Origin of the sequence: Parapedobacter sp. ISTM3 (assembly GCF_016533505.1) — a bacterium.
In the GTDB taxonomy this organism is placed as follows: Bacteria; Bacteroidota; Bacteroidia; order Sphingobacteriales; family Sphingobacteriaceae; genus Parapedobacter; species Parapedobacter luteus.
The window spans coordinates 105,865-130,038 of the sequence record NZ_JAENGN010000012.1 but is presented as its reverse complement, the minus strand read 5'-3'; the positions used below and the strand labels follow the sequence as shown (position 1 = coordinate 130,038).

Sequence of the window (24,174 nt, the reverse complement as noted above, 5' to 3'; positions counted from 1 at the left end):
GCCGGCGTTAAATTAAGCTGAAAAAGTATAAATATAATTGCCTAAAAAATTCCATATCGACACGATGGCAATGGCGATAAGTTTGGAAAGATAAAAATTGAGTTTTGATTTTCCGTGTAAGATAATGACCACCAAGTTGTTGATTAACAACCCAACCAGCGCGAATCCCAGAAACTTAGAGAACTCCAGGAACATGCCTTGGTTACTTATCACTTTAAATGTCCAATATTTATTGAAGAGGTAATTGCTTACCGTTGCCACGCAGAAACCAAGTGAATTGGCAATGTACTTATGGAAGCGTAGTTTTTCTTTGCAGGTCCATGTAACACCAAAATCGACTACAACACCGGATAAACCAACGATACCAAATCGCAGGAATTTGGCGAAAAACTCGGAATCGAACACCATATGGGCAAAGTTTTGCCAAACATAGATAAACTTGCTTTTTTTTACAAATGTTTATTGTCATCAGCGTCGCCGCCATGCATGGGCATTCAAGCACCTGCGAAACGCGCAACTCGGGTAAGCTCAAAAAAAAAGCGCTAAAGGAACTTCTTTCCAATAGCGCAATGATGATTTCCGAACCGGTACGGTCTGCGGGTGGCCGTTAGACCTCCAGCAAGAGCCTTGCCGGGTCTTCAAGCAGCTGCTTGACCCGCACGAGAAAGCTGACCGACTCACGGCCATCGATAATCCGGTGGTCATACGACAGGGCGATGTACATCATCGGCCGGATGACGACCTGCCCGTTTTCGGCAACGGGGCGTTCGATAATATTGTGCATGCCGAGGATGGCCGATTGAGGGGCGTTAATGATGGGCGTAGACATCATGGAGCCAAATACCCCACCGTTGGTAATGGTAAAGGTACCTCCGGTCATCTCTTCGATAGACAGTTTGTTGTCGCGTGCTTTGGTAGCCAGTTCCACCACAGCCTTTTCAATTTCATGAAGGGACAAGGTGTCTGCATTCCGGATGACAGGTACCACAAGTCCTTTGGGCGCCGATACGGCGATGGAGACATCGACAAAATCGCTGTATACAATTTCGTCGCCTTCAATGCGTGCATTTACGGCGCTCCATTCTTTCAACGCGGTGCATACCGCCTTTGTGAAGAAGGACATAAAGCCGAGGCCAACACCATGTTTTTCTTTGAATACTTCCTTGTATTTGGCCCGTAAATCCATGATAGGCTTCATGTTCACCTCATTGAAGGTGGTGAGCATGGCGGTTTCATTTTTTACAGCCACCAATCGTTTGGCAATGGTTTTACGCAACGAGGACATTTTTTCGCGCCGCTCATTTCTCGCACCGCTGGCAGCCTTAGGCGTTTCGGTGGCTGCTGCCGGCTTACCGGCTTCCGTCGGTTTCGCTTTGGGAGCCTCCGACTTCACTTGAGCCTTCTCGGCATCTTCTTTGGTTATACGGCCATCTTTGCCCGTACCCGTTATGGAGGCGGGGTCGATACCTTTTTCCCTGAGGATTTTTGCCGCAGCGGGGGAAGCCGTTCCCGCGGCATAGCTCACCTCACCGTCGGATTGCGCGGCCGGTGCATTATCAGATGGACTGTTGTCCGCCGTTTTGGCCGGCTCCTGCGTATCCGCTTTTTTGTCGCCGCTGGCAGCGGAAGCTTCTCCTTCCTCAATCGTGGCCACCAAGGCGCCGATTTCCAGGGTATCACCTTCCTGGGCTACTATTCTCAAAATACCAGCCTTTTCTGCCGGCAGCTCAAATGTGGCCTTGTCCGATTCCAATTCGGCGATGTTCTCATCCATTTCTACGTAGTCGCCATCCTGCTTTAGCCATTGGGATAAGGTCACTTCTGAAATGGATTCGCCTACGGTCGGTACTTTTATTTCTACGCTCATATGTTTGACTGTGTTAAGTGCTTGGATCAATCTACCTTAGACGCAACTTTGACATTGGTTTTCACTTTCTCTTTCACTTCCGGTCCTGCCTTATCTTCAAACGCCCTGCCTACCACGGCCAGTTGCTGGGTGATATGCTGTTTGGCGTATCCCGTAGCCGTGCTGCTGCTTTCCTTACGGGAAATAACCTCCAACGAAATGTTCCGATTCCTGAATTTGCGGCAAATATAAGGCCATGCGCCCATGTTTTCCGGTTCTTCCTGTACCCAGAGGAACTCTTTGGCATTCTTGTATTTATTCCGTACTGCACGCAGTTTATCCATCGGCGTGGGGTAAAGTTGCTCTACCCGAACGATTGCTACGTCCTTGCGGCTATCTGCCTGCTGTTTTTCAAGCAAATCATAGTAGATCTTGCCGGAGCAGAAAAGCACCCGTTTTACATCTGCAGATTTTACGAAACTATCATCAATCACCTCTTGGAACTGGGATTTCGTCGTGAACTCCGCGATGTTGCTTACGACCTTTGGATGGCGAAGCAGGCTTTTGGGGGTGAAGGCAACGAGCGGTTTCCGGAAGTCGCGCTTAAGTTGTCTGCGTAGGACATGGAAAAAATTTGCCGGTGTGGTACAGTTCACGATTTGCATGTTGTTTTCGGCACAAAGCTCCAAAAACCGCTCGATGCGAGCCGAAGAGTGCTCCGGGCCTTGCCCTTCCAGCCCATGCGGCAGGAGCATTACCAAGCCGTTGGAGCGCCGCCATTTGGTTTCAGCGCTGGAGATGTATTGGTCCACGATGATCTGTGCCCCATTGTAGAAATCCCCAAACTGTGCTTCCCAAATGGTCAGTGATTGCGGATTGGCCAGTGCATAGCCATATTCGAATCCCAGTACGCCATATTCCGACAGGTGCGAGTTGTAGATATTGAACCGCTCACCGCCGGTAATTTGCTGCAACGGGATATATTCTTCCTCGGAGTCTTCCAGCGTCAGCACCGCGTGGCGATGGGAGAATGTACCACGTTCCACGTCTTGCCCGCTAACCCGTACGCGTGCCCCTTCGTTGAGTAGTGTGGCATAGGCCATCAGCTCACCCATTGCCCAATCGAAGGTTTTGTTTTCAACCATTTTGAGCCGTTCTTCAAAGAGGCGCGATATTTTACGGAAAAACTTTTTGTCTTTTGGCAGCGTACTGATGGCTTTCGCAAGGCTCAGGAATGCCTTTTCGTCAACCCCGGTTTGGGCAGGTACAAAAATATCTTCATATTTTGCTTTACGGAGCCCTTTCCACGCGCCCGAATACATCGGGTTGTCTTGTGTCAGATTTTCTTCTTCTTTTGACTCGTCCAGACGTGCTTGTAGGAGTTTCCGGAAATCCTTTTCCATTTCCTTGGCCAAGTTGGCATCTACGCTCCCTTGCTCAAGCAGCTTTTTGTTGTAGATCTCACGCGGGCTGGGATGTTTTTCAATAGCCTTATAAAGCAGTGGCTGCGTAAATTTCGGCTCATCGGCCTCATTATGTCCATACCTTCGGTAGCACAGCAAGTCGATGAACACATCGGTATGATACTTCTGGCGGTATTCGACGGCCATATTTATCGCATAGACCAGTGCTTCGACATCGTCCCCGTTGACATGAAATACCGGAGATAACGTTACCTTGGCAATGTCCGTGCAATAAGTCGACGAGCGTCCATCCTTGAAATTTGTGGTGAAGCCTACTTGGTTATTGACGACAATATGGATGGTGCCCCCTGTGCGGAAGCCTTCTAGTTTTGACATCTGGATAACTTCGTACACTATACCTTGCCCCGCTATCGCCGCATCGCCATGAATGAGTATCGGCGCGATACGCGTAGCATCCCCTTCATATTTCATGTCAATCTTTGAGCGCACAATGCCTTCGACAACCGGATCCACCGTTTCCAGGTGAGACGGGTTAGGTACCAAGCTCAAATGAACGCTGGAACCATTATCCGTGGTGATGTCTGTCGAGTATCCCAGGTGATATTTGACATCCCCGCCAAAATCCTGTTCTGCCTCTTCAGCATACGTTTTGCCTTCAAATTCAGAAAAGACACTTTCATATGATTTACCCAGGATATTGGTCAACACGTTGAGGCGGCCACGGTGTGCCATACCAATCACGAACTCCCGGATACCGAGCTCTGCGCCTTTCTCGATGACCGAATCCAGGGCTGGGATCAAGCTTTCGGCGCCTTCCAGCGAGAAACGCTTTTGGCCGAGGAACTTGGTGCCGAGGAAACTTTCAAATACTACGGCCTCGTTGAGCTTTTTCAATATCCTTTTTTTCTTCTCGATCGGAAAATTGGGGGTATTGCGCTCACCTTCCATACGGTCCTGCAACCACTTTATTTTTTCCGGACTGCGGATATATTTAAACTCCGCACCGATGGAGCGGCAGTATGTGTCTTCAATCAGCTGGCGTATATCACGCAATTTAGCTGGGCCCAGCCCTACTTCCACACCCGCGTTAAATACGGTATCCATATCGGCTTCACTTAAGCCGAATGTTTCCAATTCTTTGCCCGGGTAATATTTTCTGCGTTGACGTACCGGATTGGTTTCGGTAAATAAGTGACCGCGGTCCCTGTAGCCGTTAATCATGTTCAGCACATTGATTTCCTTCAGCACATGATCAGGCGTGGTGTCGGTGGTTGAGGCGGTACCGTTTTGGCCGAAATCAAAACCTTCGAAGAATTTTTGCCAGCCAAAATCAATCGAATTGGGATCTTCTTTATATGCTCTGTATAACGAGTCGATATAGGCCGAATCTGCGTTACTAAGATAAGAAAGCTTGTCCATTTAGTTGTTTAATGCAATAATGCGTCAAAGTTATAATTATTAAATTGTTTACCATAGCAATATCCCACAATTTTATAGCCAAATTTTAGTAATAATAGGATTTTTACGATTTGACTTGGAGATTTATCATTCAAAAGCGAATGCCTCCTTCGGATGAAGTTGCGCGGTCAACTTTTTAACGTCTATCGGCTTGTTGTCTTTCATGCTGCTTCCGACCCCGGCGAGGTGCGCCCAGTTGCCATAGTTATTGGACGGCCCGTAATCAAGGAGCTTTTCCTCAAACCAGGCCGCGCCTTTAAGCCAATTGACTTTCAGCTCCTGGATGAGATAGGCTGCGACGATAATCCGATAATTATAGGGAATATGTCCTGTATCATTCAATTGGCGTATACCCTTATCCACAGCAGGATTCCCCGTGTTTCCAGCTTTCCATTGCTCAAAAGAAGCCCCGTCATCTTCAAGCATTTCCGGCGAATGGCCGGTCAGGCCGTCGATCTGAAAAAAGCGGTTGCCGTGTTTCTTGAACATAAACCGGTAATAGTCGCGCCACAATAACCGAAGTATAATTTGTTCAACCCGTTTTTTCGCCATTGCGTGTTCCGCTTCTTTCGCTGCATGGTACAAGGTATTAGGTGATAATGCGCCGACAGCAATGTAGGGCGATAAGCGCGAAAAGTCGGGCTGCGCCGGCTGATCATATAAATAGGTATGCATTTGCTTCAATGCAACGGACTCACCTCCCTTAAACGTTAGCTGGGAGGCCTGTCGAATCTCTTCTTCATCAAAACCGAGCTCCGTCAGGTCCGGGAGGCGGCCGGTGTCCAGCCCTTCAGGCACGCGTACCGCATCGGGATTACCCAGTTGAGGCCTGATGGCGCTTTCCCGTTCGGTCTTTTTTTTGAAAACCGCAAAAGCATCCGGAATGTCTTTAATCGGAAAAGGTAAGTCTTCTTTATGGTATAATGTGTGGCCGATAAAATGACGTAGATTGATCTGCATTTTCCACAATGCTTCCTCCACCAGGGCGGAGATGTGCGTTTCCTCGTAAGCCACCTCCCGATGGTGATAAACTTCATCGACTTGGTATTTCTCGGCAATTTGAGGCAGCACCACTTCGGGATAGCCATGGGCGATAATCAGATCGCCCCCTAACTGCTGAAGCATTTGCTGTAAGGCCAGGACATTTTCACGTAAAAATGCGGCGCGCAACACGCCGGTTTTTTTGGTACCGTATTTGGTAGAAGTAAAGTAACGCGGATCAAAACAATAAACAGGTACAATGCGTTGGCTACGTTCGATTGCGCGGAGTAGAATTTCATTATCATGAATGCGTAAATCATTTCTGAACCAAACCAAAATTGTCCTGTTGTCCATGCTTCAAAGGAGATTAAATTCTACAAATATAGGCTTTATTGTTTATTATCGCCATAATCTATACGGCCAGCAACGGAATATTGACAATAAAACCACAATTCGTTTTATAAACAAGGAGAAATGTTAAATTTGCACAAAATTATCCACAACCGGAAACATAAACTGGTTTCAATTGTAGTTGCTATAAAAATAGCCAACCCGCCTAAGTGGTATAAATAGCGTATGAAAGTCCTGATAACCGGCCTTAATAATTATTTAGCGAGAAATATAGCCGTATGCCTTGCCGAAGAGGAACATCAGGTGACGTGCCTGATTAGGAGTAAGAAGTTTTTTTATAAGCACGTACCTGAGCGGTATGGCATCAATTTGATTGAAGGCGATTTATTCCGGGGTACACTGCCCGCAGGGTTGGATAAAGAAACCCAAGTGGCGTTGTATTTTAACCAATCGCCGGTAAACGAAATTGACATCCGGCTGGAAATGGAGTTAATTGCGTTGCAGAAATACGTCAGCGCGCTAAAGCTTACGACCTGCCGGCATTTGATTTATGTGACCAAGCTTGCCGACGAGAGCGTCAGCAAGATTAAGTCGTATATCAGCAAAAGCGGATTGGACTACACCGTGGTACGGATCAGTAATATTATAGGTAAAGGTTCTGCATTGATGAATATCATGTCGAATCTGGCGAAGCAAAAACTGGTGGTTCTTCCCAAAGAATTTGCCACGAGCCGTTGCCAGCCCATTCATTTATTGGATGTATGTGCCTATTTCAATAAGATGCTGCTCGACCCCGATGCCTATGGGCAGACCTTTGATGTGGGAGGGCCGGAAGTCATGACCTACAAAGACGCTTTTGAACGTTACTTAGACGTAGCCAAGTTAAAAAAGAAAGTGTGGGCATTGCCGAGATTGGGCGTGCCCATGTCGGTTTTTTTGGGGCGGCATATCTATAAGTTTGAACAAGACGTTACGGCCGCATTTATCGTTTATATGGGGAGGGATTTAGTGGCATTGAATAACGGTCTGAACCGGCTCTATCCGGTGAAGTTGGCACCGTTCAGTGCATCGCTCCGCTATGCGCTGGGCTTGCCATAGGCTTTGTTTGCACTTTAACTGGCTTGATTATGGAAAAACGTGTGTTGGTCACTGGAGCAAGTGGTTTGGTGGGCCGGGCGCTGGTAGCAGCATTGGTCCGCCGTGGTTATGCGGTCAATGTACTAAGTAGGCAGAAGCAGCCTTCCGGTTTGCCGGATGTGCGGGTTTACGAATGGGATATCTCGGCGGGCGAAGTGGACGCGCGCTGCGTCGATGGAGCGCAAGCTATCATCCACCTGGCCGGTGAGAACATCGCGCAACCCTGGAGCAACAAACGGAAACGGGCAATCCTGGAAAGCCGGACACACAGTATCGTGTTGCTGTATGACTTGCTGAAAAAGCAAATCGGGCACGAGATCAGGACCGTTGTATCCGCATCTGCTTCAGGTTATTATGGCGACATGGGGGATAGATGGATAAGCGAGGATATTGCCCCCGCTAACGATGTCCTCGGACAGACGTGTTTGGAATGGGAGCGGGCGGTGAGCAAAGGGCGCCACCAGGGAATACGGGCGGTTTCATTAAGAAGCGGGGTTGTATTGTCATACGATGGCGGCATATACCGCAAACTCGTCGGTTTTGTAAACGCGGGTTTGGGAGCGGTGCCCGGCACGGGTAAACAATGGATGCCATGGATACACATTGATGACGCCGTGGCGATGTATATTTTCGCCCTCGAACATCCGGGGATACAGGGCGTTTATAACATGGCAGCGCCTGAACCCGCTACGTTCTCGGCGTTTATTCGCCTCATCGCGAAGCAACAGGGGAGACCGCTGTGGCTACCTAACATTCCCCGCGGCATCCTGAAAGCAGTTTTAGGCCAAATGAGCGAGATGTTGCTCAGCAGTGCCCGGCTGTCGGTCGAAAAAATCCGCAATGCGGGGTTCCGCTTTACGTATCCCGAAATCGGAGGAGCAGTAAAGGCGCTAAGCGGTAAGCGATAAGCTACCGTTACTCCCTTGCCTTCACGGTACTTTTGCCGTCTCGTCCGGGAGAGCCCGAATATACCGTACCCTGTGCCAGGTTGCCCAGCGGCCTTCCCCGCACGCCCAGATTAATCAGGCTATAGATGTTGTTGAGGTCATTCTGCGGATTAACACGATATCCACCCGCACGGGTATCAATTTGCAGGTAGTGGGACGCTTTTTTATCGCCTGTCTGCGGCACGATGCCCGTGCTGTCGTAGGTGAAATTTACATGGCCGCCATTCCCGTTTGGAAACGTGCGCGACCCATTGTTATTGGCGTCATGGCCTCCGGCTAAAACATACAATGCACCCAGTTTTTCCAGCCGCATATCGATGTCAAAATCGGTGCCGTTGTTTTTGCCATCGGTGCCGAATATGTAGGCGCGTTTGCCTATCTCCGCGTGCGCTACGTGAAGCGCTACGTCCTTTTTGCCGTAAAACACCAACTGACTGCGATCGTTCATGATCAACGTGTCGATACGCACAATCAACGACGAATCCCTTCCTGTAAACACCTCTTTTTTCTTCTTGCCGATCTCCAGCTTCGATATATGTATGGTCTTATTTTGACGTGTAGTATCTTCTGTCCGCTGTGCGAACGCGGCAATTGTACTGCCGATTAAGATAAAAGCAAGGATTGTTCTCATGATTATCTTTCCCTCCATTCCGATGTGTGCTTATTGATTAGACCATTTTCGCGAAATAAAGTTTAATTCATGTTACAAACGGCAGCACACGTACATGATGTGTGCATAATGATTAACTTCGTCCAAACTTTGGATACCCATGATGATACGTGCCATCACCTTTGTTTTCATTGCGTTTTCGTTGCCAGTTTTCGCCTGGTCAGCCCAAGACACCACAACCCACCTTGAGGAAGTAACGGTACGGGCATATTTTGTTGAGCAGCCGTTGTTGCGGCTTACCGCTTCGGCGGGGGTCGTCAGCCGCAGTACACTTGAACAACAGAGCGGCCACACCTTGCTGCCGGCTTTCAATATGGTGCCGGGCGTCCGGATGGAGGAACGTTCACCGGGCAGTTACCGGCTTTCGCTTCGGGGCAGCTTATTGCGATCGCCGTTCGGTGTGCGGAATGTGAAAGTGTACCTGGATGAAATACCGCTTACCGACGCGGGGGGGAATACCTATTTAAACCTGTTGGATGCGGACGGTGTGGATCGTATAGCGGTTTTGAAAGGGCCCGATGGAAGCCTTTTTGGTGCCAATTCGGGCGGTGTCGTACTCATCAGGCCAGTGGGCATGTCCAATGAAGCTGGCGATCGGGCCTCGCTGCGTATCAACGGAGGTTCGTTCGGGCTGTTTCAAGAACAACTGACAACCGAGCTCCGCCCATCATCGACGTACCGGTTTGGGTTCAGCCAGGCCTACCAGCGTGCAGACGGGTACCGCCAAAATTCGTCGATGAAACGGGCTGCCTTTCAGACCGTACAACGATGGAACTATACGCCGGCCAATGAATTGCGTTTGATTGCCTTGTATTCTGACTTGCGATACCGCACCCCGGGGGGATTGACGGAGGCGCAATACCATGAAGATCCGAGGCTGGCCCGTCCGGCCACGCCGGCAATACCCGGCGCATTGGAACAACAGGCCGGCATTGTCAATAAAACGTTGGTAGGCGGAATCGTGCATGAGGCACAAATCAGCGCGAAGCTCAGGCATGTGGCCAGCATTTTCGGTACGCATACCGATTTTAGCAACCCGTTTATCACCAATTATGAAATCCGGGATGAATACAACATCGGGCTACGGACTTATATCGATTATGCTGATGGCGATCCGGAGACCTTTTCCTGGCGATTCAATGCTGGGCTCGAATGGCAGCATGGCGGTACAGATATCGCCAACTACGATAACCATGGTGGCATGCGCGGCGATGAACAGGCCATCGATGCCTTGAAGAGCCAACAGCACTTTTACTTCGTGCGCCTTAGCGCCGACGTACGCAGCCGACTGACGATGGAAGCCGCGCTCAGCCTTAATGATTACCGCTATCGGTATCAATCTATTTTTCCAGGAAATGAATCTTCATTCAATGATCGGCAATTTGACGCGGCATGGATGCCACGGGTGGCGCTATCCTATCTGATCACGCCGCGGTTGGCCAGTCGGCTGTCTGTTTCGCGTGGGTATTCGCCGCCCACAATTGCTGAAATACGGCCATCGGATAACATCATCAATACGGCATTACGGGCGGAAACCGGCTGGAACTATGAGGTCGGTTTCCGTTGGCAGACCAGCAATCGCCGGGCTTTTGTGGATGGCTCACTATTTTATTACCGCATGGATGATGCAATTATCCGTCAGTTGCGGGAGACAGGTGCGGAGTTTTTCGACAATGCCGGCGAGGTCGATCAACGGGGCGCCGAACTTTCGGCTGTACTATGGGCTGTGGAACCCCGCTATCAGGGCGGCTTGCGCGGCTTACAGGTGGGAACCAACCTTACATTGAGCAGGTTCCGTTTTGGCGACTACCGGGTGGGAGACGACAATTTTACTGGCAACAAACTCACAGGCGTACCAGCCAGTACGGTGGTCAGCAGCATATTGGCGCAGTTTCCATTGGGAATCAGCGGCTATATCATGCATAATTACACGGCATCCATCCCGTTGAATGACGCCAATACCGTATTTGCAGACGCGTATCACCTCTTGCAGGCTAAAGTAAGCTGGGACACCGCACTGAACCGGAAATTGAGATTCCAGGTGTTTGTTGGCGGCGATAACTTACTGAACCAAAAATATAGCCTTGGCAATGATATCAATGCGTTCGGCGGCCGCTTTTTCAACGCTGCCCCAACACGGAATTTTTATGGCGGGATAGCCCTGCGTTATTGAGCGAAAGCCGCACAGAAAGACAACGGAATTACGTATTTAAAAAAATTATCCCTACTTTCGAAGCCATAAAAAAATAAAATAATACCATGAGTTTGAAAGATTTTAAAGGAGTTGTCACCGGTGATGCCGTACAAGAACTTTTTGAGGTAGCTAAGGCTCATCAGTTTGCGTTGCCAGCTGTCAACGTAATCGGTACCAATTCTATCAATGCCGTGATGGAAACCGCCAAAGCGGTCAATTCTCCGGTAATAATCCAATTGTCCAATGGCGGTGCCCAATTTTTTGCCGGAAAAACCTTAAACAATGACGGATTGAACGCTTGCATACTGGGCGCGGTTTCGGCGGCACAGCACGTCCACTTACTGGCCGAGCATTATGGTGTGGCCGTTATTCTTCATACAGATCATGCGGCAAAAAAACTGCTTCCCTGGATCGATGGCTTGCTTGACCACGGTGAGCGCTTTTTCAAGCAATATGGCAAACCGTTATTTTCGTCACACATGCTCGACTTGTCTGAGGAGCCTATTGAGGAGAATATCGAGCTATCGAAGAAATACCTGGAGCGGATGAAGCCTCTTGGTATGACCGTAGAAATCGAACTCGGTGTAACAGGAGGCGAGGAAGACGGCGTGGACAACACAGATGTTGATAGTTCAAAGCTGTACACACAACCAGAGGAAGTTGCGTATGCATACGAAGAACTGAGCAAAGTAAGTGATAAGTTTACGGTCGCCGCAGCGTTTGGCAACGTACACGGCGTATACAAACCCGGTAACGTGAAATTGCAGCCTGTCATCCTGCACAATTCACAGGAATATATCCGCAATAAGTTTGGCCTGTCGGCCGAAAAGCCGGTCAACTTTGTTTTCCACGGCGGTTCAGGCTCTGCGCCCGAAGAAATTACCGAGGCCATTTCATACGGTGCCATCAAGATGAACATCGATACCGATATGCAATGGGCTTTCTGGGACGGTATACGGGGGTATTACCAATCCAAAGAAGGCTACCTGCAAGACCAGATTGGCAATCCGGAAGGACCGGATTCCCCCAACAAAAAATACTATGACCCCCGCGTATGGTTGCGTAAGGGAGAAGAGAGCTTCGTGAAACGCCTTACGCAGGCCTTTGAAGAATTGAATGCGTTGGATGTAAACAGCAAGCTGTAGCTTTTCGCCCAACCCGCATAACAGCCCTTGTCTCACGCTTATGTAGGACAAGGGTTTTTTATTTAAACGATTCGATTGTTCGGCATTTGACGACAATGCGGCAGGTACTGAAAATAACGTTGATTAAATCTGCAGGCACGGAGAAAGGGAAATATGTAACAGGCACATTTCACTTTAAAGTTCGGGCAGTCATGGATTGACGTTGATAAAGATTTTACCAAATCGAAGCGGGATACCGCAAATCTCAGTGCTAATCCGTACCTTTGGCCCATGCCAGAAAAGATCATTATCCTTGATTTCGGCTCCCAATATACCCAATTGATCGCACGCCGGGTACGGGAGCTGAATGTGTATTGTGAGATTCATCCGTATAACCATCTGCCTGATTTCGACGAAACCGTAAAAGGCGTTATTCTTTCCGGAAGTCCCTATTCGGTGCGTCAGGATGACGCACCGCAAGTTGATTTCCGCGCATTGCAGGCCCGCTTTCCGGTATTGGGCGTTTGCTATGGTGCACAGTATATCGCCCAGCATTCTGGCGGTGAAGTCATCGCATCCACCATCCGTGAATATGGGCGTGCGAATCTTCATTTCGTGGATCACGGCAATCCGTTGCTGGCGGATATCCCGATAGATTCGCAGGTGTGGATGTCCCATGGCGACACCATTTCGGCTATCCCCGAGGAGTTCGAGGTGATTGCCAGTACGGATAAGGTGAAGGTAGCCGCTTACCACATCAAAGGCAGCCAGACTTACGGCATACAATTCCATCCTGAGGTGACTCATAGTACAGACGGCACGACGTTGCTGAAGAATTTTGTCATCGATATTTGCGGTTGTACACCGTCGTGGACGGCCGATGCATTTGTCGAGACGACAGTCGCGGCGCTGAAGGAAAAACTGGGTAATGACCATGTCATCATGGCCCTGTCGGGCGGCGTGGATTCTACCGTAGCTGCTGTATTGCTGCACCAGGCCATCGGTAAAAATCTGCATTGCATTTTTGTCGATCACGGGCTGCTGCGCAAAAATGAGTATGAGCAGGTGTTGGAATCTTACCAGCATATGGGGCTCAATATCAAAGGTGTCAACGCCAAAGAACGGTTTTACAAAAAGCTGGCCGGTGTAAGTGAGCCGGAGCAAAAGCGTAAGGTCATCGGTGCTGCATTTATCGATGAGTTTGACGAGGCTGCCCATGCGGTGCAGGCCGAACTACCTGAAGGCGTGGAAGTAAAATGGCTTGGCCAGGGAACCATTTATCCCGACGTCATTGAATCCATCTCGGTGAAAGGACCTTCCGCCACCATCAAATCCCACCACAACGTTGGCGGTCTGCCTGACTTTATGAAGCTAAAGGTGGTGGAGCCCTTGAATACACTTTTCAAAGACGAAGTGCGCAGGGTGGGCAAGGCGCTTGGCGTCGCACCAAATATATTAGGCCGGCATCCTTTCCCGGGCCCCGGGCTTGCGATACGGATATTAGGCGAAATCACGCCCGAAAAGGTACGGATATTGCAGGAAGCTGATGATATCTATATCCGCAACCTGCGCGAGTCCGGCTGGTATGATCAGGTTTGGCAAGCCGGTGCCATCTTTCTGCCCGTGCAGTCGGTGGGTGTCATGGGAGACGAGCGTACGTACGAGCACGTTGTGGCACTTCGCGCGGTCGGCTCGCTGGATGGCATGACGGCGGATTGGGTACATTTGCCGTATGATTTGCTGGCAAAAATATCAAATGAGATAATCAATCATGTAAAGGGGATAAACAGAGTTGTATATGATATCAGTTCGAAGCCTCCGGCTACCATCGAGTGGGAATAAATATCTCATTGGCATTGTGATAGCACTGTTCATCATGGGATGTACGCCCAAAGTGCGCGTACTGCGTGGCTCGGGAAGCAGTGCTCCCCCTAAGACCGACACACCTGCTGATAAGGATAAAAAGGAAGCGGACAAAGCCGTCACCGACGCGGAAAAAGTGGATGTAAAGCGGATTGCGCTGCTGTTGCCTTTTGAATTGAACAAGGCCAATCCGCATGCACCAAGTGCCGAAGATATTAAACGGTCCGCGTTAGCGCTGGATTTTTTTCAGGGCTTTAAATTAGGCTTGGATGCACTTGCCGAGCAAGGGGTCAATTTCAGGCTGGATGTGTTGGACACGCGGGACGACGCCAATGAAAACGCCCGCATTGCGAAGCTGGAAGAAGTGCAGGATGCCGCGTTGGTCGTGGGTCCTGTGTATCCAAAAGAAATACAAGTCTTTGGCTTCAATGCCGGGTTGTCAGACGCGTTGCAGATTTCGCCGTTGGCGGCCAGCATGCCCTCTGAGTTTAACCTGCCCAATTTGGTGACCATCACCGCACCGATTACGGCACACGTACGTGCCTTGGCCGCGCACATCGCGGGGCAATACCAGACTGGCGATGTCATTGTACTTTATAACACACAGGATGCGGCAAGCCGGCAGTTTTTATCGCCCCTTAAAGCAGCGATACAGCGTGTCAAAAAAAATGCTAAGGTGGTCGAAGTGCAGGATGAAGCAAGCTTGGAAAGCAACATCCACCTTTCGGGAAAAAACCTGGTGGTTTTGGGCACCGCGAATAAATACCAGATTTCGCCGATTATCGCGCATTTGCACAAATTGCAGGATGAGCTTTCTTATCGGATTAATTTGTTTGGACACCCCAACTGGTCCAAATTGGCGTTTGATGAACATGACGGATTGAGCAACTTTCAAGCTGCCATCACCACGTCATACTATATCGATAGCCAGGCATCGGACGTCCGCAGATTTGGTCTGCGATATCAGCAGGAATTCGGGATAGCACCCACCGAATTTGCCTACAAGGGGTACGACGCTGCCTATTATTTCGGCGGGTTGTTGGCTAAATATGGCGCCGGATATAAAGAGCACATCGTTCAGGAAGAATACGTCGGGTTGCACAATGCATTTAAATTTGAGTATAACCCATCCTGGGGCTATGTAAACAATGCGATAGCAATCCTGCAGTACCGGGACGGCGATTTCCGGCCGCTGAAATAACGTTGTGCCGCAATGTCTACGGAGAAACGGACAAATCAGCAAATCCGTACAGTTGACCGGCTATTGTCGGCATTCCGGCAGGAGCGCATGGGATTGCCGTTGGCCCGATTCCTTACAGGATATTATAAACAGCATCCCGAGATGGGAAGTAAGGACAGGCGTGCGGCTTCCCGCTTAGCTTACCACTATTTCCGCTTAGGCAACGCGGCCCTTCAATCCGAAACCTCTTTACGGCTGGCCATCGCTGAGTTTTTATGCAGCGACGAAAGTGCCGTTGCCGAGCAGTTATTGCCGGCGCTTTACCCGGCTATTCGTAGTTCTTTGGAAGAAAAGATATTTCTGTTGGAGCAGCATACGTCCTTCCGTCTGGCAGACGTCTTTCCTTTCCGCGAGCACTTATCAACGGGTATTGACCCACATAGATTCGTCACCAGTTTGTTTGAACAGCCGGCCCTTTTTCTCCGGTTGCGTCCGCATACCCAGGCCGAGGTACTTGCTGCGTTGGAACGAGAAGGTATCGATCACCGAAGCTTCGGAACGGCTACCGTTGCATTACCTAATGGTACCGCATTGGCACGTGTCGCCGGTATCGCCGGTAAGTACGAAGTGCAGGACTACTCGTCCCAGGAAACCGGCCGGTTTTTCAGGGCATCTGCCGGCGAAAGCTGGTGGGATGCCTGTGCGGGGGCAGGAGGGAAGTCGCTCCTGTTGTTAGACAACTACCCCGGCGTGCGACTCCTGGTGTCTGACATCCGCGGGAGTATCCTGCGCAACCTCGATGAGCGCTTTCAGGCCGCGGGCATTAAATCGTACCGGCAGAAAATCATCGATCTCAGCAAAGGGAATACAACCGCAATACTTGGACAGGAGCAGTTTGACGGTATTATCCTCGATGTACCGTGTTCCGGATCGGGTACGTGGGGGCGGACTCCTGAGATGATTACCGCTTTCCAGGCGGGGAGCATCCAGCGTTTCAGTGCGTTGCAGCGTCAAATCGCCGGGCAAGTAGTGAAACACCTGAAGCCTGGTAAGCCACTAATTTACATCACTTGTTCGGTATTTGCTGACGAAAATGAGCATGTCGTGCAGCATTTATTGGCGCATCATTCGCTTCATCTTGAACATATGGAAATCCTGCGGGGTTATCATCATCGGGCAGACAGTATGTTTGTGGCACGGCTGGTAGCGTTGTAAAGTTTATGAATAAAATAAGACAAAAGAACCTGTTTTGTGAACAGTATGACCTGGTAAGAAGTTCCAGACGCGTGCTGCTAGATTATTGCGGTACACTGCATGCAGCAGATTTTGTCAAGCAAGTTGTTTCATTCGGCCATGGTGGGAGCATCAGAAATACGTTGGTGCATATTGCCAATGTTTACGAACACTGGATTGCCCGCTTTACCCTGAAAAAAGATATTGCTTATTCGGCCCAGGACGCTTTTGTCGATACTTATGCTGTCGCTGGCTTGTTCAGTACCGTCGACGACTTTGTGAACGAGTTTATCAATATCATCAGCGAAAGCGATATGCGTACAATCGAAGGGCAAGTTAACGGCGAGTTACGGAACTTCACACCGTTGGCATTGTTTACCCATGTTATCACCCACGAATATCATCACAAAGGACAAGTTTTGTCGATGAGCAGGCACTTGGGTTACACGCCGGTAGATACAGACATGATAAGGTAATTCGCACTATATTCAAGAGGAGCTGGTGAGGCGCTTATAGACATTCTTTCCGGATTTCCTGCCATGCCAGATAACCTCCATCCAGCTCAATTACCTGGACAAAACCCATTTCGTTGAGTAATTGGGCGGCATGGTGGCTTCGCTTGCCACTTCTGCAATAGAGGAACACTGGCTTGTTCCGATCCAGCTTAGCTACTTGTCTTTTGAAGCGCTTTTCGCGGAGCACATCGCGATTGGTAAAACCTTCGATATGGCCTTGCTGGTATTCTTTTTTTGTGCGTACATCTACCCGTTGTGCGTGGGGGAAGCTATCGATCAGCGATGCGAACTCCGCAGCAGGGATGGTTTGTATGGTATCGGGTGACTGAGCATATCCCGTAATGCCGATTACAAGCAGCAGTCCTATCAACGCGATGTTTCGTCTCCAAATCATAGTTACAAAGCTTGTTTATACGTTTTCCTTCAGCAGTCGCTCCAGTTCATTCGCCGGAAAAACGCCCGACTGCCGCCATTTGATGGCGCCGTTTTTAAACAATATCAGCGTGGGCACCCCGCGGATTTGGTATTTGGTAGCGACCTGCGGGTTTTTATCCACATCTACCTTGATGATAGATGCTGCATCGCCAATCCGTTGTTTTACTTCTTCAAGTATGGGTGCCTGCGTTTGGCAGGGGCCGCACCATGTGGCAAAAAAATCCACTAATACAGGCTTTTTGCCGTTTATCAATTCATTGAATGTACTCATTGCTTACATCTCCTTGTAGTCAACCTGTTTTTTTTCCGATTGTTTTTATGATTCCATATGGCTTTCCCGTATATGGCAGTTGATACATGCCTGTACTGTTAACCCTACAAATATGGATAATTTTGTTGATTGCAGGAACAGGTTTGGATACACTTCTAAATTTAAATTATCAGCGATACTCCTTATCTTTACCGGTGAATTTGTGTATGTGTGCAACTGTCGCATCCGCAAGTGTTAGTTTGATGAATAAGGATCTGATTTTACGCGAACGACTTGCCTTGCAACGCACGATACTGGCTAACCAGTCGACATTCCTGTCTTTCCTGCGCACAGCCATGTATTTTGCGATAGCCGGTATTTCCATAGATCGCTTGCTTGACGTCCCCGGCGGTCATATCTATGAATATGTTTTTTTCGCTATTTCCATTACGGTGCTGATCGTCGGCGTAGTTAATTACTTCGTCCACAAGAAGAAAATCGCGCGAAGTGAAAAGCACATCGGTGACTACAAGCTTGATTACGAAAGACAGGACAACTGATGTTTGTGTCAATGCGGTAGTCTGTCCCTCACTTTGCCGTATACCCAAGTACCCGCTATCGCACTCAATAAAGCAACGGCCACTACGGTTGCCCCTGTGCCAATTTGGACGAATAACGGCCCTGGACAGGCGCCTGTAAGCCCCCAGCCCAGTCCGAATAGCAGTCCACCATAAATCTGTCCTTTATTAAACTGCTTTGGCGAGAAGGTAATGGGTTCACCGTAGATGGTTTTGATATTAAATTTCTTGATCAACCACACCGAAAGTGTGCCCACGATGACGGCCGATCCAATGATGCCATACATGTGAAACGATTGCAGGCGGAACATTTCCTGGATGCGGAACCAGCTGATGATCTCCGCCTTTACGAATATAATGCCGAACAGGATACCCACGATAAGGTACCTGATGTTGTGGTATCCTTTGTGCTGCAATTGCGATTCATTGACGTACATCGTATCCTGTGTGCGTACCTCAAAATCCGTGTTTGGAACGTTTGAATTGTTCATGATTATCCTAAAATAAAGGGAAGTAGTACATTCGCCATTAAAAAGCCACCAGCCATGAAGCATACCGTGGCCACCAAAGAAGGCCATTGCAATGTGCTCAGTCCCATGATGGCATGTCCGCTGGTGCATCCACCCGCATAACGGGAACCGAACCCGACAAGGAAGCCACCGCCAACCATCAGGATAATGCCTTTCACTGAAAGTAAGTACTCCCAGTTATATAGCTCCTGGGGCACCATATTCGAATAGTCGCTGATGCCATATCCTGCAAGCTCTTCGGCCAAAGCCGGATCGACCACGACGGGGTTTGGATTGGCCAACCACAAGCTGGCAATCACACCGCCGCCGAATGCGCCAGCTACAAAAATGAGGTTCCATAGCTCTTTTTTGTAGTCATAGTTAAAGAACTTAATGCCCGACGGAAAACATGCCGCGCATATATGGCGGAAATTCGCAGAAATGCCGAAGTGTTTATTTCCAAGTATCAAAAGGGCAGGAACAACTAATCCTACCAGGGGGCCGGCTATGTACCATGGCCAGGGTTGTTTAATAAAATCGATCATATACTTTTTAGTTACCGAGCATAAAAGCGCATTTTCAATGCCCGATTTGCTGTTTTTGATTTTAACGCGGTTATCATATTGTACCCGGACAAACATAATCGCTTATTGCAAATTTACCTGATTCTTTGATAGTTTTAATACGTCCTTTTATTTCGATGCGATTTAATATCCTCTTGCGTGCATATATCCACCGCGAGCAGGATGGAGCTGAAAATCATGGAGCGGTATCCACCTTGTGGTATTTGAGCCGGGGGTATACTAGGCAAGCCTTTTTTGTGATTCAATAAAAAATAAGGTAGATTTACCATTCATTCAAGTATTACCTTGGTTTGCTTAAGTTTGATAATTGTAGTCCTATTCGTTTTGCTATGAAACAATATTACATCAGGTTAACTCCCGTATTACTCATTGCGCTCGTGCTAAGTTCCTGCCAAAAAACGGCGATGCTCGAAACCGAACCCGACACTTTACAGCTTGAGATTGCCGGGGAGGGTGGAGAATCGACGGTGGAGCTGGGGGAGGGCGATTGGCAGATCACCCGCGTCGTCAATAACAATGGTAACCTGCGGATGTTTGGCGACATATATGCACTCGATGGCAAAATTATCCAACGGAATCAACTTTTGGAGTTGGCTGGATTAGGCGCATTGGCTTCATCCGGACCGTACAGTGGATTCCGTATCACGCACGAGACACCTGGCACTATCAACGTGTCGTTGCAGGAAAATGGCTTAAGGCAGCCACTTAATTTTGTTATCGTGGTCAGCAACGGTAGCGAAACGCGAGAAATCGTCATTAGCCAACCCCAGTCGGCAGGATACAGCTTTGATAGCATTGTGTATTTTTTGAATTTGGAAGACGGAGACGGGGATTCCATTTATGTTCGAAAGCAGATCGTCCAATATCAATTCAACCTTCTTGAAGCGAGACCGGTCGAGATTTCGCCATTTAACGGGCCGGATGTGGTTATCAATTCCAATTTTTTAAGCGACGACCCGCACGCCTTTGTCTGGTTGGCAGGAGACTCGGTCAAAGTCCCCGTACCATCCGATATCGTCGATGGCGAAATTCAGCTTTCTGATCATAAGGAGGTTTACGGAGCTATTTCCAATCAGCCGTATGGGACGGGTGCTGCCGTTACGATATTGGCACCAGCTGGGCAATCCATATATGCGGCCGATGTCGAAACGCGCAGACGAGCTGTGTCTTATAAATTGATCATGACCAATAACCGAACAGGTGAATCCAAGCAAGTCCTTGGTAAATGGCTCGAAACCAGCCCAACCGGTATTTATGAAATCAGGGAGATACGTTAAACTCCTGAATTGTTCCGGTTATATATGGCGGTTTTATAACGGGGATTTTGGTTTGTGGTGGAAATTCCTATTCATTTTCTTTTCTCCATTAGTTTTTCCATCGATGTCGTATAGATTTTATCATGTCCCCAATCCGCACTTTTTTCGGCGGGACTTTTGGTGGGATTTTTTTTCATGATAAAAAAAGCGCGATTCTGATATAGAATCACGCTTTTTTCCGTGCCCGGAGAGAGACTCGAACTCTCAAGGGACTGCTCCCAACGGCTTCTGAGACCGCAACGTTTACCAATTTCGCCATCCGGGCGGGCAAAGTCCCAAACCACGATTAGTTTGGGACTGCAAATATATACTTTTAGCGGATAATAAAAATCAAAAATATAATTTAACGACTATCCGTCGTTGATTGCCGGTCACCGGCCACTTACCATTACTCTTCTTCATCATCCGTGTGCAGCAAGTCTTGATGTTCTTCGGGCTTGTAGCTGGCTTGAAGTTCCGCTAATTTCTTTTTGCCGTAAGCCATCTTGGTAATCAAGACAAACAGAACAGGCACAATAAATATTGCAAAAAGTGTAGCAATCAGCATACCGCCGAATACCGTCCAACCGATTGTTTGGCGGGCGATAGCTCCGGCACCTGCGGAGTACATGAGCGGTACAATCCCCAGAATAAAGGCAAACGACGTCATGATGATGGGACGTAGACGCAGTTTGACCGCTTCCAGCGTGGCTGTGAGCAAGCCCATTCCGATATCCACCCGCTCTTTCGCAAATTCTACGATAAGGATGGCATTTTTGGCCGCTAAACCGATGATGGCAACCAACCCAATCTGGGCGTAAATGTTGTTGTCCAGCCGCGGAAGGAAGATGAGCATAAGAATGGCTCCAAACACACCGAGCGGAACGGACAGCAGGATGGAAAACGGTACGGACCAGCTTTCGTATAACGCCGCGAGCAACAGGAATACGAAGATGATACATAGGGTAAAGATCATGATTGTCATATTGCCTGCTTCTTTTTCCTGCAAGCTTAACCCTGAAAATTCGTAGGTATATCCTGCACCCAGTGTCTCCGCAGCGATTTCTTCCAGTGCTTGCAGTGCATCGCCACTGCTGTATCCCGGAGCCGCGCTTCCCATCACTTCGATTGAACGGAAGATGTTGTGGTGATTGATAATCGAGGGACTCTCGATTATCTCATGTGATACCAGCGTACTCAACGGAACGGCATTGCCCTGCTGATTTTTTACGTACAATTTGTTAATATCGGCGATGTCCATGCGGAATGCTGTGTCTGCCTGAGTCACCACCCTAAAGCTCCGCCCATAACGTGTAAAGTCGTTGACGTAGCTGCTGCCGAGGAAGGAGGAGATGGTACTGTATACGTTTGAGACCGGAACGCCCATGCGCTTTGCCTGTTCACGATCCACTTTCACCAGGTAGTTCGGGGTGCGCGAATTAAACAATGTATAAGCCATTCCGATTTCGGGACGTTGATTGGCGGCCATGAGGAACTTGCCCACCTGTGCTTCAAAATCCTTGATGTCGCCGCTGCGCTGGTCGATAAGCTGGATGCTGAATCCTCCACTCGTACCCAACCCGGGAATCGCTGGTGGCGAGACGGGCAAAATGGTAGCCTGTTGGAACCCCGCGTATTTTTGCTGGACGCCGGCGATGATTTCCTGTGCGGTACGGCTCCGTTCTTCCCACGGATGCAACTGGATGAAGAAAGTACCCCCGTTGGGCTTGAATGAGCGGTTCAACAGGTTGATGCCCGCGATACGCATCACGTTCTTGATCTCCGGATTGTCTTTGCGCAGGGAGTCGGACAATGCGTCAAGCACGTTGGCTGTGCGTTCGGACGATGCACCCTCAGGCAGCGTGACACCCACCATCATGACACCTGCATCTTCCGTGGGGATAAAGCCGGTAGGTTTAGCCGAGAACAGCCCGATTGTGCCCACATAAATGCAGACGAGGAGAATGATAACCAGTGGTGCCCGCTTGATCGCTACCCGTACGCCGTTTGAATAACGCTTGGTCACCCGCTCAAACCACGTATTGAACTTATAAAATAGCCGATTGAGGCCTTTCGATTTTTCGTTGAACTGCGACGGCTTCAACAACAATGAGCAGAGCGCAGGGGTAAGGGACAGGGCCACAAATGCAGAGAGCAATACAGACACGGCAATGGTGATGGCGAACTGCTGGTATAGCTGACCTACCATGCCCGGTATAAAGCCTACGGGTACAAACACTGCTGCCAAAATCAATGCGATGGCAATGACAGGCGCGGTGATTTCCTTCATTGCGCGCCGCGTCGCCTCGGGTGCGGGCAATTTGTCGTGATCGATATAATGCTGTACGGCTTCCACCACCACGATGGCATCGTCTACCACGATCCCGATGGCTAACACGAAGGCCAGCATTGTCAGGTTGTTGATGGAAAAGCCGAACAGGTTGAAGAAGATAAACGTGCCAATAATCGAAACCGGGATGGCGAGTACGGGAATCAAGGTGGCTCGCCAGCTCTGCAGGAAGATGAACACCACCAGTGTCACCAATATAAGGGCCTCTACCAACGTATGGAGTACGTTGCTGATGGACTCTTGGATAACCGTCACGGTTTCGTAGTTGACCACATAGTCCATGTCGCTCGGAAAGTCGGCCTTGAGCTGCTCCAATGCGGCATAAATGCCTTCGGCAGTTTCCACGGCGTTTCCGCCGGGCATCTGGTTGACCATCATGCCTGATGCGGTTAATCCATTAAGCTTGTTGGTAATGGAATAGGCAAATTCACCCAGCTCCACGCGTGCCACGTCCCTAAGGTAAACGATTGAACCGTCGGCATTGGTCTTGACGATAATCTGTTCAAATTGCTCTTCGAGGTTGAGATCGCTATCGAGGATGACGTTGTATTCGAAAACCTGCGTGTTGACCTGGGGGCGGCTGCCCACGGCGCCACCAGGCATCCGGATATTCTGTTCCTGGATGGCGGCATTGACATCGGCGGGGGTAAGTCCCAGGTTGGAGAGCTTGGTGGCATCAAGCCACACCCGCATACTGAACGGCTGGCCGAAGGCCATGACATCACCTACGCCCTTCACCCGCATCAGCGCATCGCGTACGTACAAGTTGGCATAGTTCGCTAGAAATTTCTGGTCACGGGTGCCGTTGGGTGAAATCAAGGAGATCATCATCAAGGCATCGGTGTTGGCCTTGCGGGTGATGACTCCGAGGCGCCGTACAGCTTCGGGTAGCGACGGCTCGGCGATACCCACACGGTTTTGCACATCCAAAGTAGCGATATCGATATCGGTGCCCACATCAAACGTGACGGTGATGGCTGACCGACCATCGGAGGTACTGTTGGATTGCATATACGTCATCCCCGGCGTACCGTTGATTTGGCTTTCGATGAGGGTCGTCACCGTCTGTTCTACGGTCTGCGCATCAGCTCCAGTGTAGGTTGCCTGTACCTGCACGGTGGGCGGCGTGATATTGGGATACTGACTGATGGGCAGCGTGGTGATAGAAATAACCCCAATCAACGTAATCAAAATAGAGATGACGATGGATGTAACGGGTCTTCTTATGAATACTTCTGAAATCATGTTGG

At 49.3% G+C, this 24,174-nt stretch carries 20 protein-coding genes and 1 tRNA gene; 10 read left to right on the top strand and 11 right to left on the bottom strand.

The features are described 5' to 3' along the window. Positions 1–12 precede the first annotated feature (12 nt). From JHJ32_RS15955 to JHJ32_RS15940, 4 genes are all read right to left on the bottom strand, one after another. Positions 13–408 (bottom strand): GtrA family protein, encoded by a 396-nt coding sequence (locus JHJ32_RS15955; protein WP_200121623.1) that lies wholly within the window; start codon positions 406–408, stop codon positions 13–15. Positions 409–607: 199 nt separating this feature from the next. Next, on the bottom strand, positions 608–1,867 hold the full coding sequence (odhB, locus tag JHJ32_RS15950) for a 2-oxoglutarate dehydrogenase complex dihydrolipoyllysine-residue succinyltransferase (RefSeq protein WP_200121622.1): 1,260 nt from the start codon (positions 1,865–1,867) through the stop codon (positions 608–610). A 26-nt stretch (positions 1,868–1,893) separates the two neighbouring features. Continuing rightward, positions 1,894–4,689, bottom strand: coding sequence for a 2-oxoglutarate dehydrogenase E1 component (locus tag JHJ32_RS15945; protein ID WP_200121621.1), 2,796 nt, complete (start codon positions 4,687–4,689; stop codon positions 1,894–1,896). 126 nt (positions 4,690–4,815) lie between these two features. After that, complete coding sequence (locus JHJ32_RS15940; RefSeq protein ID WP_200121620.1) at positions 4,816–6,063, bottom strand: DASH family cryptochrome; 1,248 nt, start codon at positions 6,061–6,063, stop codon at positions 4,816–4,818. A 222-nt stretch (positions 6,064–6,285) separates the two neighbouring features. On the opposite strand from JHJ32_RS15940, the gene JHJ32_RS15935 reads away from it, so the two are divergent. Continuing rightward, on the top strand, positions 6,286–7,158 hold the full coding sequence (locus JHJ32_RS15935; RefSeq protein WP_200121619.1) for a hypothetical protein: 873 nt from the start codon (positions 6,286–6,288) through the stop codon (positions 7,156–7,158). A 29-nt stretch (positions 7,159–7,187) separates the two neighbouring features. Next, entirely contained in the window at positions 7,188–8,105 is a 918-nt protein-coding gene (locus tag JHJ32_RS15930) for a TIGR01777 family oxidoreductase (RefSeq protein WP_200121618.1), read from the top strand. A gap of 7 nt (positions 8,106–8,112) precedes the next feature. Here JHJ32_RS15930 and JHJ32_RS15925 read toward each other — a convergent pair whose 3' ends face one another. Continuing rightward, positions 8,113–8,775 carry a hypothetical protein gene (locus JHJ32_RS15925; RefSeq protein ID WP_233632701.1) on the bottom strand — a complete coding sequence of 221 codons (663 nt, stop codon included), beginning with the start codon at positions 8,773–8,775 and terminating at the stop codon, positions 8,113–8,115. Positions 8,776–8,914: 139 nt separating this feature from the next. On the opposite strand from JHJ32_RS15925, the gene JHJ32_RS15920 reads away from it, so the two are divergent. The 6 genes from JHJ32_RS15920 (at position 8,915) to JHJ32_RS15895 (ending at position 16,884) form a co-directional block, all read left to right on the top strand. After that, positions 8,915–10,987, top strand: a complete 2,073-nt coding sequence (locus JHJ32_RS15920) for a TonB-dependent receptor (RefSeq protein ID WP_233632700.1) — start codon at positions 8,915–8,917, stop codon at positions 10,985–10,987. Positions 10,988–11,073: 86 nt separating this feature from the next. Next, the gene (gene fbaA, locus JHJ32_RS15915) at positions 11,074–12,153 is read left to right on the top strand and encodes a class II fructose-bisphosphate aldolase (protein WP_200121616.1); all 1,080 of its coding nucleotides are present in this window, start codon (positions 11,074–11,076) and stop codon (positions 12,151–12,153) included. A 270-nt stretch (positions 12,154–12,423) separates the two neighbouring features. After that, entirely contained in the window at positions 12,424–13,974 is a 1,551-nt protein-coding gene (gene guaA / locus JHJ32_RS15910) for a glutamine-hydrolyzing GMP synthase (RefSeq protein ID WP_200121615.1), read from the top strand. Further along, positions 13,931–15,196, top strand: a complete 1,266-nt coding sequence (locus tag JHJ32_RS15905; RefSeq protein ID WP_200121614.1) for a hypothetical protein — start codon at positions 13,931–13,933, stop codon at positions 15,194–15,196. The genes guaA and JHJ32_RS15905 overlap by 44 nt, the downstream gene beginning before the upstream one ends. 12 nt (positions 15,197–15,208) lie before the next feature. Continuing rightward, complete coding sequence (locus tag JHJ32_RS15900) at positions 15,209–16,390, top strand: RsmB/NOP family class I SAM-dependent RNA methyltransferase (RefSeq protein WP_200121613.1); 1,182 nt, start codon at positions 15,209–15,211, stop codon at positions 16,388–16,390. Positions 16,391–16,395: 5 nt separating this feature from the next. After that, on the top strand, positions 16,396–16,884 hold the full coding sequence (locus JHJ32_RS15895) for a DinB family protein (protein WP_200121612.1): 489 nt from the start codon (positions 16,396–16,398) through the stop codon (positions 16,882–16,884). 34 nt (positions 16,885–16,918) lie between these two features. On the opposite strand, the gene JHJ32_RS15890 is transcribed toward JHJ32_RS15895, so the two are convergent. Together JHJ32_RS15890 and trxA are read right to left on the bottom strand one after the other, a co-directional pair. After that, a complete protein-coding gene (locus tag JHJ32_RS15890; protein ID WP_200121611.1) occupies positions 16,919–17,317 on the bottom strand; it encodes a rhodanese-like domain-containing protein in 399 nt (132 codons plus the stop codon). A 15-nt stretch (positions 17,318–17,332) separates the two neighbouring features. Next, positions 17,333–17,629: a thioredoxin gene (gene trxA, locus JHJ32_RS15885; RefSeq protein ID WP_200121610.1), complete on the bottom strand. Its 297-nt coding sequence runs from the start codon at positions 17,627–17,629 to the stop codon at positions 17,333–17,335. Positions 17,630–17,871: 242 nt separating this feature from the next. On the opposite strand from trxA, the gene JHJ32_RS15880 reads away from it, so the two are divergent. Further along, positions 17,872–18,168, top strand: coding sequence for a DUF202 domain-containing protein (locus JHJ32_RS15880; RefSeq protein WP_200121609.1), 297 nt, complete (start codon positions 17,872–17,874; stop codon positions 18,166–18,168). 8 nt (positions 18,169–18,176) lie between these two features. Here the strand turns inward: JHJ32_RS15880 and JHJ32_RS15875 are convergent, their stop codons facing one another. Together JHJ32_RS15875 and JHJ32_RS15870 are read right to left on the bottom strand one after the other, a co-directional pair. After that, positions 18,177–18,677, bottom strand: coding sequence for a DUF6691 family protein (locus tag JHJ32_RS15875; RefSeq protein ID WP_200121608.1), 501 nt, complete (start codon positions 18,675–18,677; stop codon positions 18,177–18,179). A 2-nt stretch (positions 18,678–18,679) separates the two neighbouring features. Further along, positions 18,680–19,240, bottom strand: coding sequence for a YeeE/YedE family protein (locus JHJ32_RS15870; RefSeq protein ID WP_200121607.1), 561 nt, complete (start codon positions 19,238–19,240; stop codon positions 18,680–18,682). 368 nt (positions 19,241–19,608) lie between these two features. Between JHJ32_RS15870 and JHJ32_RS15865 the strand changes: the two genes are divergently transcribed. Then, a complete protein-coding gene (locus JHJ32_RS15865; protein WP_200121606.1) occupies positions 19,609–20,556 on the top strand; it encodes a hypothetical protein in 948 nt (315 codons plus the stop codon). 220 nt (positions 20,557–20,776) lie between these two features. On the opposite strand, the gene JHJ32_RS15860 is transcribed toward JHJ32_RS15865, so the two are convergent. Both JHJ32_RS15860 and JHJ32_RS15855 read right to left on the bottom strand, forming a co-directional pair. Continuing rightward, a tRNA-Leu gene (locus tag JHJ32_RS15860) sits at positions 20,777–20,860 on the bottom strand. A gap of 123 nt (positions 20,861–20,983) precedes the next feature. Continuing rightward, positions 20,984–24,169 carry an efflux RND transporter permease subunit gene (locus JHJ32_RS15855; protein ID WP_200121605.1) on the bottom strand — a complete coding sequence of 1,062 codons (3,186 nt, stop codon included), beginning with the start codon at positions 24,167–24,169 and terminating at the stop codon, positions 20,984–20,986. Positions 24,170–24,174: the final 5 nt, after the last annotated feature.

What these genes read in the sequence shown, in the direction of transcription:
- JHJ32_RS15865 (WP_200121606.1), top strand. Translation starts at nt 19,609, where the DNA reads ATGAAACAATATTACATCAGGTTAACTCCCGTATTACTCATTGCGCTC.
- guaA (WP_200121615.1), top strand. Translation starts at nt 12,424, where the DNA reads ATGCCAGAAAAGATCATTATCCTTGATTTCGGCTCCCAATATACCCAA.
- trxA (WP_200121610.1), bottom strand. Translation starts at nt 17,629, where the DNA reads ATGAGTACATTCAATGAATTGATAAACGGCAAAAAGCCTGTATTAGTG.
- JHJ32_RS15925 (WP_233632701.1), bottom strand. Translation starts at nt 8,775, where the DNA reads ATGAGAACAATCCTTGCTTTTATCTTAATCGGCAGTACAATTGCCGCG.
- JHJ32_RS15955 (WP_200121623.1), bottom strand. Translation starts at nt 408, where the DNA reads ATGGTGTTCGATTCCGAGTTTTTCGCCAAATTCCTGCGATTTGGTATC.
- JHJ32_RS15905 (WP_200121614.1), top strand. Translation starts at nt 13,931, where the DNA reads ATGATATCAGTTCGAAGCCTCCGGCTACCATCGAGTGGGAATAAATAT.
- JHJ32_RS15940 (WP_200121620.1), bottom strand. Translation starts at nt 6,063, where the DNA reads ATGGACAACAGGACAATTTTGGTTTGGTTCAGAAATGATTTACGCATT.
- JHJ32_RS15930 (WP_200121618.1), top strand. Translation starts at nt 7,188, where the DNA reads ATGGAAAAACGTGTGTTGGTCACTGGAGCAAGTGGTTTGGTGGGCCGG.
- fbaA (WP_200121616.1), top strand. Translation starts at nt 11,074, where the DNA reads ATGAGTTTGAAAGATTTTAAAGGAGTTGTCACCGGTGATGCCGTACAA.
- JHJ32_RS15875 (WP_200121608.1), bottom strand. Translation starts at nt 18,677, where the DNA reads ATGAACAATTCAAACGTTCCAAACACGGATTTTGAGGTACGCACACAG.
- JHJ32_RS15855 (WP_200121605.1), bottom strand. Translation starts at nt 24,169, where the DNA reads ATGATTTCAGAAGTATTCATAAGAAGACCCGTTACATCCATCGTCATC.
- odhB (WP_200121622.1), bottom strand. Translation starts at nt 1,867, where the DNA reads ATGAGCGTAGAAATAAAAGTACCGACCGTAGGCGAATCCATTTCAGAA.
- JHJ32_RS15900 (WP_200121613.1), top strand. Translation starts at nt 15,209, where the DNA reads ATGTCTACGGAGAAACGGACAAATCAGCAAATCCGTACAGTTGACCGG.
- JHJ32_RS15880 (WP_200121609.1), top strand. Translation starts at nt 17,872, where the DNA reads ATGAATAAGGATCTGATTTTACGCGAACGACTTGCCTTGCAACGCACG.
- JHJ32_RS15890 (WP_200121611.1), bottom strand. Translation starts at nt 17,317, where the DNA reads ATGATTTGGAGACGAAACATCGCGTTGATAGGACTGCTGCTTGTAATC.
- JHJ32_RS15870 (WP_200121607.1), bottom strand. Translation starts at nt 19,240, where the DNA reads ATGATCGATTTTATTAAACAACCCTGGCCATGGTACATAGCCGGCCCC.
- JHJ32_RS15935 (WP_200121619.1), top strand. Translation starts at nt 6,286, where the DNA reads ATGAAAGTCCTGATAACCGGCCTTAATAATTATTTAGCGAGAAATATA.
- JHJ32_RS15945 (WP_200121621.1), bottom strand. Translation starts at nt 4,689, where the DNA reads ATGGACAAGCTTTCTTATCTTAGTAACGCAGATTCGGCCTATATCGAC.
- JHJ32_RS15920 (WP_233632700.1), top strand. Translation starts at nt 8,915, where the DNA reads ATGATGATACGTGCCATCACCTTTGTTTTCATTGCGTTTTCGTTGCCA.
- JHJ32_RS15895 (WP_200121612.1), top strand. Translation starts at nt 16,396, where the DNA reads ATGAATAAAATAAGACAAAAGAACCTGTTTTGTGAACAGTATGACCTG.